Annotated in this window: 12 protein-coding genes; 1 reads left to right on the forward strand and 11 read right to left on the reverse strand. The window is 61.7% G+C overall.

Annotation, left to right across the window (positions count from 1 at the left end):
* Window positions 1-109: 109 nt before the first annotated feature.
* From ACFPTO_RS18890 to nosZ, 8 genes are all read right to left on the reverse strand, one after another.
* Entirely contained in the window at window positions 110-2,047 is a 1,938-nt protein-coding gene (locus ACFPTO_RS18890) for a nitric oxide reductase activation protein NorD (RefSeq protein WP_377713645.1), read from the reverse strand.
* Between the two features lie 34 nt (window positions 2,048-2,081).
* On the reverse strand, window positions 2,082-2,915 hold the full coding sequence (locus tag ACFPTO_RS18895) for a CbbQ/NirQ/NorQ/GpvN family protein (RefSeq protein WP_377713647.1): 834 nt from the start codon (window positions 2,913-2,915) through the stop codon (window positions 2,082-2,084).
* A 154-nt stretch (window positions 2,916-3,069) separates the two neighbouring features.
* Window positions 3,070-3,345, reverse strand: a complete 276-nt coding sequence (locus ACFPTO_RS18900; RefSeq protein ID WP_377713649.1) for a cytochrome C oxidase subunit IV family protein — start codon at window positions 3,343-3,345, stop codon at window positions 3,070-3,072.
* Window positions 3,346-3,374: 29 nt separating this feature from the next.
* Window positions 3,375-4,100: a cytochrome c oxidase subunit 3 gene (locus ACFPTO_RS18905; RefSeq protein WP_377713651.1), complete on the reverse strand. Its 726-nt coding sequence runs from the start codon at window positions 4,098-4,100 to the stop codon at window positions 3,375-3,377.
* A gap of 207 nt (window positions 4,101-4,307) precedes the next feature.
* Window positions 4,308-5,825 carry a cbb3-type cytochrome c oxidase subunit I gene (locus ACFPTO_RS18910; protein ID WP_377713653.1) on the reverse strand — a complete coding sequence of 506 codons (1,518 nt, stop codon included), beginning with the start codon at window positions 5,823-5,825 and terminating at the stop codon, window positions 4,308-4,310.
* Entirely contained in the window at window positions 5,822-6,283 is a 462-nt protein-coding gene (locus tag ACFPTO_RS18915) for a c-type cytochrome (protein ID WP_377713655.1), read from the reverse strand. The genes ACFPTO_RS18910 and ACFPTO_RS18915 overlap by 4 nt, the downstream gene beginning before the upstream one ends.
* 784 nt (window positions 6,284-7,067) lie before the next feature.
* Entirely contained in the window at window positions 7,068-7,550 is a 483-nt protein-coding gene (locus ACFPTO_RS18920) for a c-type cytochrome (protein WP_377713657.1), read from the reverse strand.
* A 187-nt stretch (window positions 7,551-7,737) separates the two neighbouring features.
* Window positions 7,738-9,693, reverse strand: a complete 1,956-nt coding sequence (nosZ, locus tag ACFPTO_RS18925; RefSeq protein WP_377713659.1) for a TAT-dependent nitrous-oxide reductase — start codon at window positions 9,691-9,693, stop codon at window positions 7,738-7,740.
* Window positions 9,694-10,248: 555 nt separating this feature from the next.
* On the opposite strand from nosZ, the gene ACFPTO_RS18930 reads away from it, so the two are divergent.
* The gene (locus ACFPTO_RS18930) at window positions 10,249-11,652 is read left to right on the forward strand and encodes an aminotransferase-like domain-containing protein (RefSeq protein ID WP_377713661.1); all 1,404 of its coding nucleotides are present in this window, start codon (window positions 10,249-10,251) and stop codon (window positions 11,650-11,652) included.
* A 59-nt stretch (window positions 11,653-11,711) separates the two neighbouring features.
* Here the strand turns inward: ACFPTO_RS18930 and ACFPTO_RS18935 are convergent, their stop codons facing one another.
* The 3 genes from ACFPTO_RS18935 to ACFPTO_RS18945 all read right to left on the reverse strand — a co-directional run bounded on the left by ACFPTO_RS18935 (window position 11,712) and on the right by ACFPTO_RS18945 (window position 17,144).
* A complete protein-coding gene (locus tag ACFPTO_RS18935) occupies window positions 11,712-13,178 on the reverse strand; it encodes an aminotransferase-like domain-containing protein (RefSeq protein ID WP_377713663.1) in 1,467 nt (488 codons plus the stop codon).
* 731 nt (window positions 13,179-13,909) lie between these two features.
* The gene (locus ACFPTO_RS18940; RefSeq protein ID WP_377713666.1) at window positions 13,910-15,283 is read right to left on the reverse strand and encodes a sigma-54-dependent transcriptional regulator; all 1,374 of its coding nucleotides are present in this window, start codon (window positions 15,281-15,283) and stop codon (window positions 13,910-13,912) included.
* Complete coding sequence (locus tag ACFPTO_RS18945; protein ID WP_377713668.1) at window positions 15,273-17,144, reverse strand: ATP-binding protein; 1,872 nt, start codon at window positions 17,142-17,144, stop codon at window positions 15,273-15,275. Before ACFPTO_RS18945 ends, ACFPTO_RS18940 begins: the two co-directional genes overlap by 11 nt.
* Between the last annotated feature and the right edge of the window lie 35 nt (window positions 17,145-17,179).

Genomic DNA, 17,179 nt, shown 5'->3' on the forward strand with positions numbered 1-17,179 from the left:
GCCAGGTGTCTGACCATTCGCGTGCCGATAAGCTTCGACCATCGGAGGCGGCACGGTCGTACCATCACGTGCGGCCCTGCGCCCCGCTTCTACCCCGAAACCTGCCGCATCACCCGTTCTGCGACAGCGCCGCATAAAGTCTGGTCAACACATGCGGCAGGCGCGTCGCGTCATGGACGACCACGTAGTTGTGGCTGCCAAAGAGGTGTGGGAGGTAGTCGCCCGCCTCGCGGTCGATGGTGACGCAAAACGGCACCAACCCCGCCTGGCGCGCCTCGATCACGGCCTGCCGGGTGTCTTCCACACCATAGCGGCCTTCGTAGTGGTCCAGGTCGTTGGGCTTGCCGTCCGTCACCAGCAGCAGCAGACGCTTGTGCGCGGGCTGTTCCTTGAGGATACGGGTCGAGTGGCGGATAGCCGCCCCGATGCGGGTGTAGAAGCCCGGGCGCAGCGCCGCAATGCGGCCCCGTGTGGTTGCATCGTACGGTTCGCTGAAGTCCTTGAGCAGCAGGAACCGCACTTCCTTGCGCCGCAACGATGAGAAGCCGTACAGACCAAAGCTGTCGCCCGATGCCTGCAGTGCTTCGGCAAACAACATCAGGCTGTCGCGGATCACGTTGATGACGCTGCTGGCCTGCTCGCCCCGGCCCACCCACGCCTCGGTGGAGAGCGACACATCCGCCAGCAACAGGCACGCCAGACTGCGCTCGCTACGGGGCCGATCGACGTACAGGCCGCCATTCGATTCCGCCTGACCCGCCTTTACGTCCGTAAAGAAGCGCACGACGCGATCCAGATCCAGATCCTGCCCGTCCACCTGCCCAAAACGGCGGCTGCGCTGGGGCATCAGCGCCTGGAATTGTCGCCGCAAGCGGTGCGTGGCCCGGATCAGGTGTTGCGGAATCTCGCAGGGTCGCGCATCGTGCGGCAGCATGGGCTTGATCACGCAGTAGTCCGGCAGGAGCACCTGCTGGCGAAAATCCCACTCCGGCACGAGGATGCCGGGACCGATGGGCGTGCCGTCTGCCTCCGCACCCGGCAGATCCAGATCGAAACGCAGCCGCGACGCCCGCTTTTTGGTGTCACGCGCCACGCTCAGGGTGTCCATGTCGTCCGCCGGGCGAGTGTCGTTGTCGCCGTCGTCCTCGTCGCTGCGATTGATCTTTAGATAGTTATCCCAGGTAAAGATGGATTCCGCGCGAAAGACAATCAGCGGGCCGTTTTGCCGCTCGTCAGGCGCGGCCTTCTGCGCACGGTAGCGGCGACGCTTGCGGGTGTCTTCGGACTGGTGCTGGTCGTTTTCGCCGTCTCGCCCGCTACTTTCGTCGGATGCGGCCTGCCCTGCATGCGCGGGCGGTGTGGGGTGCATCCAGAGATGAACGGGCGTGATGCCGACGGTCTTTTTGCGTGTCTTGCTGCGTGTCTTGCTGCATGAGCCGGCCTGCGCAGCCGTTTCCACCACATCCGTCATCTCCGCAGCGGCAGGGTTTTCGGGGTTCTGCAGCGTTTGCCGGATGTGTTTTTCTATCTGCTGCTCCTGCGCCGACAAATCCCATAGCGCACCGCGCAGCGGAATGTACTCGCGCACCAGCAGGGCGTATATCTGCCCCAACCCCGGCATCGCCCGCAGGCAGCGCACGGTGGCGATCCGGTTGCGCTCGAGCCAGTCGGCCTGGGCAAATTCCGTATCGGCAAGTAGCGCGGCGTATTCGGCGCTCAACGCCAGCAGCCAGAAATAGAGTTGTTTGTTGCGTTCCTTGTCCGGGAAGAGGTCGATCTTCTCCGGCAAGTAGAGTGACCTGGCATCGCTCCACGTCAGTTCCAGCGTGGTGTTGGTGCCCGCTATCCGCTCCAGCAGGCTGCGTCGGCCTGCGTGCTCCGTGCCAACCGTACTACGCAGCCCCAGGCCCGCCGCCCCCCCCATCGCGCGGAAAAACACGGGCGCGAGCTTGTCGATGTCCGCCAGCTGCACGGCAGCCCGCGGATGCCCGCGATACGCCGCCTTGCGGATCAGCACGTCCCACCAGCCGCCTACGGTATCTTCCATGAAGTGCTTTCTTTCGTGCGATATTGCGCCTGGCTCACGCCGGGAACTGCGTATCCACCACCGCCATCAGCGCGGCGATCGTCCCGGGTTCGTCCGATAGCGGCTCCACGACGGCAGAACGGCAGGCCACGCGCGGGTCCATGCCGGCAGCAATAAGCTTGGCTGCGTAGACAAGCAGGCGCGTGCTGACCGCTTCGTCCAGATCCACGCCCGCCAGGCGACGGATGCTGTTGGCCAGCCCCACCAGGCGCTCGGCCATCCCGGAGGCCACGCCGCTTTCGTTCACCACAACGGGGGCTTCCACCTCGGGGCGCGGAAAATCGAACGTCATCGCCGCAAAACGCTGGCGCGTGCTGGGCTTCAGGGTTTTGAGCACGTGCTGGTAGCCCGGGTTGTACGAGACAACCAGCATGAATCCGGGCGGGGCCTGCAACACCTCACCCGTGCGCTCGATCGGCAGGATGCGGCGATCGTCAGTCAGCGGATGCAGCACGACAGTCGTGTCCTTGCGGGCCTCGACGACCTCATCGAGATAGCAGATGCCGCCTGCGCGCACGGCCTGCGTCAGCGGCCCATCCACCCACACCGTGCTGCCCGCGGTGATGAGGTGGCGGCCGATCAGGTCGGCGGCGGTCAGGTCGTCGTGGCAGCTCACGGTAAAGAGCGGCACACCCAGCTTCGCAGCCATATGCGCCACAAAGCGGGTCTTGCCGCAACCGGTGGGGCCTTTGATCAGCACGGGCAGCTGTTGCTGCCAGGCTTGCGTGAAAAGCTCGCGCTCCTGCCCTTGAGGCTGGTAGTACGGGACTTTTCTATCGGCGCCGGCCTGTATGCCTCCGCCAGAGGCGAAACTGTATTCGGTTCTCATGCTTTGCTTTCCTGCTCGTTTTTCACGCCCAATCAGTACAGGTGAATCGTCATCTTTTGCAGCCGGGCAACTTCAAGGTCCGCAATAAATGGCCCTCTGGAACCAGACCACGGTAAAAATCGCAAAGGGGCGGTTCCTCGATTTTCCCGGAACGTCATGTCAGAAGGCTCAGTGCCAGCCCGCCGCACACCAATGTGGCCCAGCCCAGCACCACCAGCCGGGGCAGCATCGGTGCATGGCGCAGTTCCATGAAGTGGTCGGCAACCATCACACACTTGCCCCACGCCAGCGCCAACGCCACCACGCCCAGCCAGCGGCCGGCGACTGCCGGGTGTGCCGTCAGCCACGCCATCGCCACCGTCAACAGCAGCAGCACGCCCGTTACCTTGAGCAGCGTATGAAAAGTGCGGGATTGAATCGGGGTATCCATCATGCAAATCCTGAAATCGAATGCGATGCCTAGCGTGCGATGTACACCAGCGCGAACAGCACCAGCCACACCATGTCCACCATGTGCCAGTAGGAAGCACCCGATTCGACCGCATGTGCCTGTTCAACCGTACAACCCGCGCCGTCCTGGCCCGCCGACTTGCGCAATGGCCAGTACACGTACAGCAGGATTACCATGCCGAGCAGCACGTGCATAAAGTGGAAGAAGGTCAGCGAGAAATAGAACATCCAGAAGTCGTCGCTGTCCACATCGTGCCCCGCCTTGAGGAGCAGGCTGAAGTCCGTGAGCTTGCACACGACGAACACCAGCCCGAAGGCACATGCCGCCAGCAAGCCGCGCCGCGCCAGACGGAGTGCCCGCGCCGTGGCTTGCGTGCCGTTGCCGGCCACGGCAATCGCCGCACGCGCCTGCTGCGCAGCCGTGGCGGCGCACAGCCCGCCCAGGATCAGCACGACGGTATTGAACGCGCCCAGCCCGATGTGCAACTGCGCCTGTCCGCGCGTGAACACAGATGGCTCATTCGCCCGATGCCAGCCATAAGCAATGAAAAAGCAGGCGAATACCAGCAGTTCCGCCACGATGAAGAACCACATGGCCACATCGCCTGGCAAGTACCGGTCATGCGGAGTAGCTTCGGGAATGGCGGATACCGTCACGGGAGGCGCATCCTGGGCGGAGATGGATGCGGATGCAACGGCATCGGAAGATGCAGTAAAACGCTCGGCGGAACTCATGGTTTGACGGATCAGGCTAGCGCTTCCGCCCGGGTTGACGATCGGAAAATCCGAAAGACTTTCTCCCCCCAACCCGGGTAACACGGCAGCGTGAAGGGATTCCTTGAAGAGGAAAAATCAGGAAAGGAAGTGCATCGATAGGCACCGAACGCCGGAACCGGCTTGCGCAGGCTCCGGCACCTTTCCTCACGGAATCAGCGCATCTGTTCAGCGGGACTGCAACCGTCCAGCTCCCCGGTTATCCACGAAGAAGCTCGAAATATAGGTCAGCAGCCCGATGAAGAACATTACCCCCGAAGCCAGACGCATCCAGAAGAAGAACGAGATCCGGTCGACCACGACCATGAACGGCAGCGGATCGGGGCTGTAGCGTTGCAGCCAGACCTGCAGGATGCCTGCTCCGGTCAGGGCCAGCGTGATCAGCACCATCCCGATGGTCATGAGCCAGAAGCCCCACATTTCCACTGCCTGCGATCGTGCGCTGTTGGCCTCGCGTCCGCGCATGATCGGCATCGTATAGGAGATCATCGTCAGCACGACCATGGCATAGGCGCCGAAGAAGGACATGTGCCCGTGGCTGGCGGTAATCTGCGTGCCGTGCGTGTAGTAGTTCACCACCGACAACGTGTGGATGAAGCCCCATACGCCGGCGCCCAGGAACGCCATGACCGAGCAGCCCAGCGCCCACAACACGGCGGCGCGATTGGTGTGCTCGCGGCGGCGCTTGTTCACCACGTTGAACGCAAACAGCGTCATCATGAAGAACGGGATCGGTTCAAGCGCCGAGAAGATGGAACCCCACAGGCGCCAGAACGGCGGCTGTCCCGTCCAGAAATAGTGGTGGCCCATGCCGACCAGACCGGCGATCAGGGTCATCGCCACGATCACGTACAGCCACTTCTCGATCACTTCACGGTCCACGCCGGTCACTTTCACCAGCACGAACGCCAGCATCGCGCCCATGATGAGTTCCCACACGCCTTCCACCCAGAGGTGGACGACCCACCACCAGTAGAACTTCTCGCGCGCGAGGCTGTCCGGGTTGTAGAACGAGAACAGGAAGAAAATCGCGAGACCCCACAGGCCGATCATCATCACGAGGCTGATGGTCGTCTTGCGGCCCTTCAGCATCGTCATGGACAGATTGAAGAGGAAGGCCAGCGCCACGACGACGATGCCAACCTTCGCGGGCAGCGGCTGTTCGATGTAGCCACGTCCCATCGTTGCCAGAAAGTCGTTGCCCGTAAGGTGCGCCAACTCCGCATAAGGCACCAGCAGGTAGCCGAGAATGGTGAGCACACCAGCGACAAGGAAGACCCAGAACATGGCCCGCGCCAGCCTGGGGCTGTGCAACTCATGCTCGCATTCTTCGGGAATCAGGTAGTAACCCGCACCCATGAAGCCGAACAGCAGCCACACGATCAGCAGGTTGGTGTGAGTCATGCGGGCGACGTTGAACGGAATATAGGGGAACAGGAAATCCCCGATTACGTACTGCGTGCCGATGATGAGACCAAAAACGATCTGCCCCACAAAGAGCGTGATCGCGACGATGAAATACGGCTTGGCCACCGCCTGCGAGGCGTATCGCAGGCGGGCGGGCTTGGGAGGCAGATGGGTTGCCGCGGAAGCGGACAATTGCCCATCGCTCAGAGGCGCAACAGAAGTCATGAAATTCTCCGGAAATACATTTTCGACTCGCCGGCAGCAGAGTGCGGGAATCAACCTTCCTTGTTCGGCGGCCAGTTGCCGCTATTGATGCCGTTGGTGTACTTGAGGAATTCCACCAGATCGTCAACCTGCTGTTCATTCAGATTGAAATTGGGCATCTGGCGGCGATGGGTGTGAACAGGGCTGGCGGCGCGCGCCTTGAGCCACTGTTCATTAGTGGGGCGGGACATGATCCACATCTTGATGAACGCAGGACCACGGCGCGTATAGACGTTGCCCAGCTCGGGCGCGAAGTAGGCCCCTTCACCCAGCAGCGTATGGCAGCCGCCGCAATTGTTGACCTCCCACAGCTTCTTGCCTCGAATCGCCGCCGGTGTCAGGTTGGCTGAGTTGTCGTATTTGGAAATGGTGCGCTCGGTCTGGAACGTCATAGCCAGAAACACGAGCACGAAAAACAGCGAGCCACCGTAAAAGATGTTGCGCGCCGTGGACTTGGTAAAACTGGCAGCCACGAAGCCTCTCCTTTTTATAAAAAAGCAAACTAATAAACCGGATAACGATAAATACGTATCACCTTGGCTGACCTTGGCAGAAGTCGAGCGAGTAGACTATTTTCGTACGTCCGCACGCGTTTCTTTGTGCTCCAGCCCGCTGCTTGAAGCGGGGCTCAAGCATGTTGCAAATCGAGGTGCGTTGATGGATAACGGACGATTGACGGCCGCCCGGGTTTTCAGCGAGCACCCCCGGTATGGTCCGCCCTTGCGGAGATGGCGTCTAGAAGCAGGCGATGAGAAATTCACCGCAGCAGATTAGAGGTCACGGCTCTGGCGTTCTTGCTACAGCCATGAAAAAACGGCCCCGACGCTTGCGTGTCGGGGCCGAAGGCTTGCCGTTTTACGGACAGGCCGCTACGGACGAGTGAGAATTTCAACCACTGCGGGCCTGGGTGGCCATTCAGGCACTCACCCAGTCATCCCGCAGCATTCCGGCGAAAGAACCACGGAAGTCAATACTCATAGGTATTTATGATCCGCCCTTGCCGGGATGGCGTCTAGAAGCAGGCGATGAGAAGTTCACCGCAGCAGATTGACGTTCGGGACCACTCGGGCATGTGAAAAAGCGAACCGCATTGCGCCGGGCTTTCCCTGAACGCTGCGCCCTGATAGCGAACGGCTCCTTTCATCGAATAACCCGACGTTTGCGCCTGCCCGATTCTTCAGAGACCCGCAACTGCATCACGTCCCTCCCATTCCGGTCGTACGCCAGCCGATCAGAAGCGCGGTGTTGTGGCCGGTTTTACTGTGCCTTCGCAACCATGTAGTCGACGGCTGCCTTGACTTCATCGTCCTTCAGGCTCGGGTTGCCGCCGTGCGCGGGCATCGTGCCGTTGTTGCCGGTGAAGCCTTCCAGCGCGTGCTTGTACAGCGTGTCCTTGCCCTTCGCGATACGCGGCGCCCAGTCTGCCTTGTTGCCGAAGAGCGGTGCGCCGGCAGCGCCGGTCTGGTGGCACATAAAGCAGGTGCCCTTGAACGTCTTCTCGCCAACCGCCGAGTTGTCGCCACCGGCTGCGGCAGTCGCCACAGCCGCAGCGGGTGCTGCGTCGCTGGCGGCTGCCGCTGCGGGCGCTGCGGACGCCTCGACCGCGACCGACGCGACAGGCGCCACTGCCGCCGAAGCAGCGCTGGCCGATTGCGAAGCATCGTCACTCTTGCCGCAGGCCGAGAGGCCGAGGGTCAGTGCGAATCCAAGTCCAACAAGCATCAGGTTACGGGTCTTCATGGTCCTCCCTTATCAAGAATCTTCAAGGTGCGTCCGTTTGCGCGCCCTCGGGGTAGAGGCGCAAACGAAGGCGTCCAGCCCAGCAACGGTTGCACGGGCAACCGTTCGATCGGCGGGCGAACGTTACGCCACGGTTCGGCGCCGATCGCGTAGAACGCCTGCTTTGCACGATATGCACGTTGACGCGTTACTTTTCGACAATCATCCGGGAACGCATTTCCAGGTGCAGCGCGTGGCAGAAGTTCAGGCAGTAACACCAGTACACACCCGGCTTGTCAGCGATGAACGTGACGGACTGGGTCTGCTGCGGATGCACGACGAAGGAGATGTTGTAGAAAGGGATCCCGAAGCCGTGCGTCAGATCTTCGACCTTATCCAGGTTCGTGAGAATGATCGTGACTTCGTCGCCCTTCTTCACCGTCCATTCGCGCAGACCGTACGCCGGCGCCTGCGAGGTCAGATGGATCGTGACCTTCTTGCCGTTACGCTCGATGCGGTTGTCCTTCACGCTCTTCGTCGCGAGCGGGAAGTCGTCCAGGTTGTAGATCTGCCGGGTCTTGATGATGTCGCGGCGAACGATGATCGAATCGTGCGGCTCCGGATAGGCAGGGTGATCGGCGACGAGCAGCATCTTCTCGCCAGTGATGTCGATCAGCTGCGAGCTGTCCGGGTGCAGCGGGCCGACGGGCAGGTAACGGTCCTTCGAGAACTTGTTATCCGAGAGGAAGTACTGGCCGTCCGGCTGATTCGTCTCGCCCATCGACGTGAAGCCGTGTCCCGGCTGATAGTGAACGTCGATACGGTCGATCACGACCTTCGCGTTCTTGTCGCCCTGGTACGCCTTCTTCGCAGCTTCGAGATCCCATTTGACGATCTGGCTGTCAAGGAAGAGCGTCGTGTAGACAAAGCCCTTGCCGTCGAAGGCCGTGTGGAGCGGCCCAAGACCGATCTCCGGCTCGGCGACGACCGTGTCGCGCGGGTCTTTCAGACCACCCTCGAACCACTTCAGCACCAGATCGTGCTGGATCAGGGTGGCGGTCGGCGACAGCTTGCCCGAGCACGCGTAGTACTTGCCGTCCGGCGAAATGTTCACGCCGTGCGGGTTCTTCGGAACCGGGACGTACAGGACGAGCGCCGTCTTCGGGTCGGTGTTGCCGGCCTTCGTGCCGTCGACAACCGGCACCTTCGAATCGCCGATGTGGATGAACTTGCCAGCCTTCACGGCTTCTTCGATACGCGCAACGTTGAAGAACACGCAAGAATCGCGCTCGGCGGCCATCATTTCTTCGTAGTGGACGCCGTTCTCGGTGTTGTACTGGTTCGAGCATGCGATCTTGCCGTCGTACGAGGTCGCGACGAGGTCGATGTTGCCGTCGATCTTGATCTGCCAGCGCGTCTCCATCGTCTGCGTGTCAACGCAGGTGAACAGGCAGAAGTATTTCGACGGATCGTTCACATCGCGGCCGTCGTTCGGCTGCGGAATATGGAATTCCATGCCGCAGAACACGCGGGTCGTGTAGTTGATCTTCTCGTCGATCGGGTCACGCTTGTCCGGGAAATTGCCGTGGTACCCCTGCACGTTTGGCAGTTGCGTGATCTTGTCGCACTCCATCGTGTCGAGCCGCACGCGCGCAATACGAGCATTGAGCTTGTCGTTGACGAAGATGTACTTGCCGTCATAGACGCCGTCCGTGTACGAGCCGTGGACGTGGTGGCTATCGCCATTGGTGTAGTTCAGCTGGCCATTCGGCTTCGTGCCGATGATCGCGCGCGATTCGTTCGTGATACCCCAGCCGGACATGCAGTCGACGTTGAACACCGGGATACGGCGGATTTCACGGCCGGACGGAATGCCGTGAATGCGCACGTCGCCGGAGTGGCCACCGCTCGAAATGCCGTAGTACGTGTCGAGCTTGCCGGGATGCACCTCGTACTTCTCCCAGTTGATGCTCGCCTGCGGATCCGCACCGCTTGCCGCACTCGCGGCACCTGATGCCGGGGAAGCCGCTTCGCTGCTCTTGTTGCAACCAGCCAGGCCCAGCGACAGGCTCGCACCTGCGAGACCCGCCACAGCGGACGACGCCAGGAAGCGGCGACGGCCCGGGACTACGGTTTCTTCAGTTTTTACTTTTGCATTCGTCATGACACTCTCGCTCACCAAATCATTTCAACGCCACGCAACCGTCAGTTTTCTCCCGGCATCGGAAAAATATCTCGCGCTTACGAGGCAACTCGCCGCACTGGGGAGTCAATTCATAAACTCCGGCTGCAGCGCAAAAAATATCCCGCTTGACGACCCCTTAGGTGTTTGAAGCTTTGTTTTGATGGCTTCCTCTTGATTTGAATGAAAGACGCTACATATGGCCGGTCGGTTTGCAATCGGACTACTAAACACCGATGATCGCATCGATGATTTGAGGATCTTGCCTATTAGCCGATGTGCGACCCGGAAGCAGCCGTGGTTTTTTGCAAGCCCGCGGCCGGAATGACCCGCACGCATTGCGCCATATGTAAGTACCCGCATTTATTAAGTGCAAATGCTAAGGTAAGACATCGCCCATACAAGGCCGTCGACGCCCCCATTTTTGCGCGTCATCTCGCCGCATCGTAGTCCGGCTCGAAATAGCGCCATATGTATGCATTCATTTCTCTTAACTACGCGTGCTAAAGTGAGCCACCGCCTGTGCAATCAAAAACGATGCGTAATTTCCATAAAGTGCCCGTCGACTCCCCTCCTTCCTGGGCGTCACCATTCCTGGACGCCGATGGTCCACGCTATCTGCAAATCGTCGGTTTTCTGGAGCGCGCGATTACCACCGGCATGCTGAATTCGGGGGACCGCTTGCCACCCCAGCGGCAACTCGCTACGCAGTTCGGCGTCGACCTCACCACCATCACCCGAAGCTTCAATGAAGCGCGACGACGCCATTTGATCGAAGCCCGCGGCGCGCTGGGCACCTTCATCGCGATGCCGAAGGCCGAGTTTGCGCAACGAATCGACTTGAGCATGAACATTCCGCCACCACCTGCTGGCGTGGATCTGAAAAGTCTTCTGCGAAACGGCATTTCACAGGTCATGATGCGCAGCGACACCGATCTGCTGATGACCTATCATCTCGGCGGCGGAAGCGAGGCCGACCGCGAGGCCGGCGCGAAGTGGCTGGAGCCGATGCTTGGCTGTGTCGACAGTGCGCGCGTCGTCTCCTGTCCCGGTACGCAAGCAGCACTGGCCGCACTGATCCTCGCGTTGACCCAGCCAGGTGACGCGATCCTGACCGAACCACTTGTCTATCCGGGTCTACCGCTCGCCGCCGAACAACTGGGGCGCCGCGTCGAAGTTGTCGCGGCGGACGCGCACGGCATGCGTCCTGACGCACTGGAAGCGGCTTGCCGCCAGCATGACGCAAGGCTTGTCTACCTGAATCCGACGCTCCAGAACCCCACCGCAGCGACGATACCGGAGGCTCGACGGCACGAGCTTCTGGCGGGTGCCGCGCGCTGCAACTTGAGGATTATCGAGGACGACCCATACTGGCTCTTTGCAGATGATCCACCGCCTCCGTTTGCATCGCTGATGCCCAATCTGGTGTATTACCTGTCGACAATGTCGAAATGCCTGACACCCGGTTTGCGCACGGCGTTCCTTGTGCTGCCCGACTCGCGGGATGCGGATGGTTTTCTTACCGTACTGCGCTCGTTTTCGCTAATGTCGACGTCGTTGACAAGCGCGCTCGTCACGCAGTGGGTGCACGATGGCTCGGCCGCGCAAGTGCTCGCGGGCGTCAAGGCGGAGGCGGAGGCACGTCAGGACCTCGCTGCACTGTTGCTGACCGGAAGAGCGCGCCCTTCCCCTTGCCGTGGTATTCACGTCTGGCAATTACTCCCCAGCTACTGGACCCCGAACGATCTCGCAGCGGCGGCGAGAGAAGCAGGTCTCGTCGTCGCGCCATCGACGGCCTTCCACCGTGGCACGAATCCGCCCAATGCGGTCCGTATCTCCCTTGGCGGCAGTGCGGACCGATCACAGCTCAGCACGGCTTTGAAAAAGCTTTCCGCACTCCTTGCGCAGCCTTCTCCGGCCCGCCAGCGGATCCTCGTCTAACCGGGTTGCCGACGGCGCGGCGCTTTATGCCTTGACGAAAAAACGAGCCATCGCAGTCGTCAGTTCGAGTCAATGTCGGGAGAGGCATTGTCGGACCACGTGCTCGCGGCAGACCTGCTGGCTGCGGGCACAAGCTCGCCCAGTTCGCGGATCGCCGTCTCGATTCGTGTCGACCACGGATGACCGTAGTTGAGCCGGATGCAGTTGCGAAAAGCACGGCTCGCCGAGAAGATGGCGCCTGGCGTAATGCTGATTCCCTTGGCGATCGCAAGCCTGTGCAACGCCATCGCATCGATCTCATCCGGGAACTCCAGCCATATGAAGTATCCGCCGTCCGGATATGAACGTACGACCGCTTGCGGTAGCCAGCGACGGATCGCGATCCGGATCAGGTCGCGCTGTGTGCTCAGGGCACTACGTACCTTGCGTAGATGGCGGTCGTACCCGCCGTGCTGCAGATAGTCCGCAATACCCACCTGGGCAGGGATGCTCGCGGAGAGGGTCGTCATCAGCTTGAGCCGCTGGACCTCCTGCGTGTATCGCCCGGCTGCCGCCCAGCCGATCCGGTACCCCGGCGCAAGCGTCTTGGAGAACGAGCTGCAATGCATTACCAGGCCGTGACGGTCGAATGCCCGAGCCGGCAGCGGATAGTCAGCCTGATAGTGCAGCTCGCCATACACGTCGTCTTCAATCAGGGGCACCTCGTTGCGCGCGAGCAGTTCGACCAGCGCCTTCTTCTTTTCCGTCGACAGCGTGACGCCAGTCGGATTCTGAAAGTTCGTCATAAACCAGCACGCCTTGATCGGATGGGTATCAAGCGCACGAGCCAGTGCATCGAGATCGAGACCCGTGACGGGATCGACTGGAATTTCCACGGCACGCAAATCGAGCCGTTCGATCGCCTGCAACGCAGCATAAAAACCCGGTGCTTCCACCGCAACGACGTCGCCCGGCCGCGTCACCGCCATCAGGCACAGGTTCAGCGCTTCGAGCGCGCCGTTCGTGACGACGATCTCCTCCATCGGCTGGGAAATGCCAATTCCCATGTAGCGGAGCGCGATTTGCCGACGCAGCTGCTCATTGCCCGGAGGCAGATCTACAACGGTGCTCCACGGGCTGATCAGTTTCGCGGACTGCGCAAGTGATTTGGCGAGCCGCCGCAATGGGAACAGGTGTGGCGAAGGAAATGCAGATCCCAGCGGCACGATGCCCGGGTGCTTCGCCGCGTCGAATACCGAGAAAACGAGATTACTGATGTCGAACTTTCCGGATTCGAAGTCCGGCCGTACTTTGCGTTTGACGTCGACCGCAATCCCCGCGCCCTGCGTGACGTAGTAGCCGGAGCGCTCCTGAGCGCGCACAAGACCCCACTCTTCCAGCAGGTAGTACGCATGTGACGCAGTCGACTGGCTCACACCGTGCTGGGCAATCACGTGACGCAACGATGGCATCCTTGCTCCGACCGGAATGTTCCCGGAGCGGATTTCCTTGGCCATCGTATGTGCGAGGGTTTTGTAACGCGTCATTGGCGTGGATCCACGCACGCAGCAACTGCTGCGATAAAAAATAAATTAACTGCTGCTCGTTCTTGGCGACTTATTGTCGTATGGTTCGTGCGAGATGAGAAGAATAACCCCTTTGACTGCACTACCGTTTCACATTTTCGACGCAACCTGCCGATTTCCGGATAATGCATCGCCCGGAAAAAGACGGCGAGCGGACAAATCCGCCGCCAGCAAAGCTGGAGAACGTCAGTCTAAGGCGGCGCTACGCGGAAATAGGAAACCGGTAAATCAGAAGCGCGTGCGGATACCCGTCGCCACCTCAATCTGGTTGTTGTAGCCAAAGGCTCCAGCCACCGTATAAACACCGCGCAGCTTTATGTAGTCGGCTGAAAGATACTATTTCATAATCCATCAGCCCATGCGGCGCGAGCCTGAATGATACCGCCCATGCGTTGTCCTGGCGATCCGGCAGCGCGACTTGTTTACCCGTGCAATGGAAATAACCGGCGTTGACGCGGCTCATGCCGAAGCGATACGGGCCGGCCGAATGAAAGATCCGTTATCGGATCGCCCTGAACAGCGGGGTTTTAGAATAATTTTTTGTCATCCTGATCGATCGCCATTCACGGCGATACGAATGGCCCGGTCAGCTACGATTCTTCCGGCACGAACCGATATTCAGGTTTCTCAGGGACGATGTGCATAACCGGTCGCGCCGGTCCGATGTGAAGCCCCAGCCGCCGCTTGCGTGCTCAGACCTCCTTGTCGCCGTCCTTCTCCTCGCCATGCGAATCGCGGGCCGCGATCTTCAACTGGCGCAGCTTGTGGTAAAGGGTCTTTCGTGGCATCCCAAGTTCGGCGCTCGCGTCCGCGACGTTGCCGTGATGGCGCTGCAGCGTCGTCTCGATCAGCATCTGCTCGAAGTGTGCAAGCTGCTCCGCAAGCGTGTCCCCTCTCGGCGAGATGGCGCGCGCGGAGAACAGGCTGTCGCCGGTTAGCCCAAGCACGAAACGATCGGCGACATTTTGCAGCTCACGCACGTTGCCGGGCCACGGGTGCGTCATCAGTTCGGATATCTGCGCGGCGGTCACGACCGGCGCAGCGGTGCCAAAGCGGCGCGCTGCCGCGAGCACGAAGTGCTCGAACAAAAGCGGCACGTCCTCACGACGCTCGCGCAGCGGCGGCAGCTCGATCTGCGCAACGTTCAGGCGATACAGCAGGTCGGCCCGGAAGCCACCGTTGGCGGACAGGCCGACGAGGTCGGCCTTCGATGCGGCAACGAACCGGCAGTCCACGGGAATCAACTCGTTTGCGCCAAGCCGCTCGACCACGCGCTCCTGCAGCACGCGCAGCATCTTGACCTGAAGCGGGATCGACATCGTCTCGATTTCGTCGAGAAAAAGCGTGCCGCCATTCGCCCACTCGATCTTGCCGATGCGCTTTTTGATCGCGCCCGTGAATGCGCCCGCCTCGTGTCCGAACAGCTCACTCTCGAACACCTGCTCGGGGAGGCCGCCGCAATTCAGCGCAACGAAATGGGCGTCACGCCGGGCGCTGAAATCGTGCAGGCTGCGCGCGATCAGTTCCTTGCCCGTGCCCGTTTCGCCGGTGATGAGCACCGACACGGATGTGTCTGCGAGGCGCAGGATTTTCTTGCGGACTTCCGCCATCGCAGGCGAATTGCCGAGCACCAGCGCCTCGATCCCCCGCCAGTTGTGCAGCGACGCACGCAGGCCCTCCACTTCGAGCGTGAGGCGGCGTTTTTCGACCGCGCGGGCGACGCGGCCCGCAATCACATCGGACGAAAACGGTTTTTCGATGAAGTCGTAGGCGCCGACGCGCATCGCACCGACCGCCATGGAGATGTCCGCGTGGCCGCTGATCAGCAATACCGGAATCTGCGCGTCGACGGACATCACGTGGTCGAGCAGTTGCAGGCCGTCGATGCCCGGCATGCGCACGTCCGAGACGATCACGACCGGCGCGCCGGGCGCGACCTCGGCATAGGCGTCAGCGGCGAAAGCGTACGCTCTCACCGGGAAGCCTGCCAGCGCGACCGCCTGCTCCACGCCAATGCGGACATTTTCGTCGTCCTCGACGACCAGCACCCGAATTTCATCTTTCATGCTCTGTTCCTGGCGGCTCGGCAGCCGCGAAATCGATCGTGAAGCGCGCCCCGCCTTCTTCGCGGTTGGCTGCCGCAATCCTGGCGCCGAAACCGTCGACGATGCGCGACGTGATCGCGAGACCCAGTCCGAGACCTTGCCCACGGGGCTTTGTCGTAACGAACGGCTCGAACAGGCGGGCGAGTACGTCCGGCGCGATGCCAGGGCCGCTGTCATCGATCGTGAAACGCAGGCGGCCTTGCGCATCGGGCTCGCTCGCCTCCATTGCGATCACGCGCGTGCTGGCGCCGCGCACGGCGTCGAGCGCATTGCCCAGCACGTTGACGATCACCTGCTGCAGCTGGCTCGATTCCGCGTAGACGGTCGTGCCGGGCGCAATTCGAACGTCGAGGCGCACTGCCTCGTCGCGGATACGGGATGCGTAGATGACCCGTGCGTGCGCAACCGCCTCGCCGAGCGATACCGCCACGAGTTCGACGTCCGGCTTGCGCGCGAACGCCTTCAGCTCGCTGGTCAGCACGGCCATGCTGTCCACGAGGCGCCCTACGCGCTCGAGATTGGCATTCGCCTGCGCGCTCTGGCCGCGCTCGAAGAACGTGCGGGCATTGTCGCAGAGCGTGCGGATCGCGACGAGCGGCTGATTCAGTTCGTGCGTGAGCGCGGCCGCCATCTGACCGATCACCGCGAGCTTGCCCGCATGCACGACTTCCTGCTGCGTTGCGCGCAGGCGCTGCTCGGTGCGCTCGCGCTCGGCAATCTCGCGCTGCATTTGCGTGTTTGCTTGCGTGAGCGCGGCGGTGCGCTGCGCAACCGTGGTTTCCAGTCGATCGTTCGCGCGGCGCAGCGCCTCCTGCGCCTTGAGCTTCTCGACGATCACGCGGCGGCGCTGTGCCGCGTACAACGCATAGAGCGTGGCGATCAGGAATATGCCCGTCACGAACGCGAGTGCGATGCGCTGCTGCCGCCGCGCGCCGACGGTATCGAGCAGCACCATGATCGTGTCGTGTCCCTGCGGCGCTGGACGCGACATCACAAGAAAGCGGGCCGTGCGGCCCTCGTGACCCGGATCGGGAAAGACGCCGAACCACGCGGCGTTGTTCCAGTCGCCACGGTGCCGGTACGGCAGCGCCTCGACGACGCGGCCCGCGTACTGTCGCGACGCCTGGATCTCAAGTTGCTGCTGGGCGGTCATCGCACGCATGGCGGTAAATTTCCATTGGCGCTCGGTCGAGATCACGATCACGCCGTTGCCATCCACGACGAGCGCCACCTCGCCAGGCGTGCGCCACGCCGATTCGAGTGCGTCGACGCTGACCTTGACGGCCGCCGCACCCATCGCCGTGTCGCCATCATTAATTGCGTGCGCAAAGTACAGCCCTGGAATGCCGGTGTTCGTGCCGATGCCGAAGAAGCGGCCGCGCCCCTGAGCGAGCGCATCCTTGAAATACGGGCGATACGACACGTTGGTGCCGATAAAACTGAGCGGCTGGTTCCAGTTGCTGGCCGCGATCACCGTGCCGTGCGCGTCGATCACGTCCACGGCCCCGCTGCCGACGTCACGGTTCACCGCTTCGAGATAGGCATTGACGGTGGGCAACAAGGCGCGCGCTTCGTCGGGCGACGCTTTCAGCAAAGCACGCACGCTGCCCTGCCGCGCCACGAGCGCGGGCACCATCTCGAAGCGTCCCAACTCGCTCGTCAGGCTCGCCGCGTAGAAATCGAGCCGATGCGCGCCGACGTCGGCCAGCACATCGATCGCGCGGTTCCACGCGAACTCCACGGCGACGGCGGCCGCGACGACATACAGCACGGCCGCCGCCACCCATCCCCACCATGGAATGCCTTTGTAACGCTGGTGCACGTTCGCCCTCGTCGATGGTCCGCCGCCAGGCGGCA

It is taken from the genome of Paraburkholderia denitrificans (assembly GCF_042655705.1).
Lineage (GTDB): Bacteria > Pseudomonadota > Gammaproteobacteria > Burkholderiales > Burkholderiaceae > Paraburkholderia > Paraburkholderia denitrificans.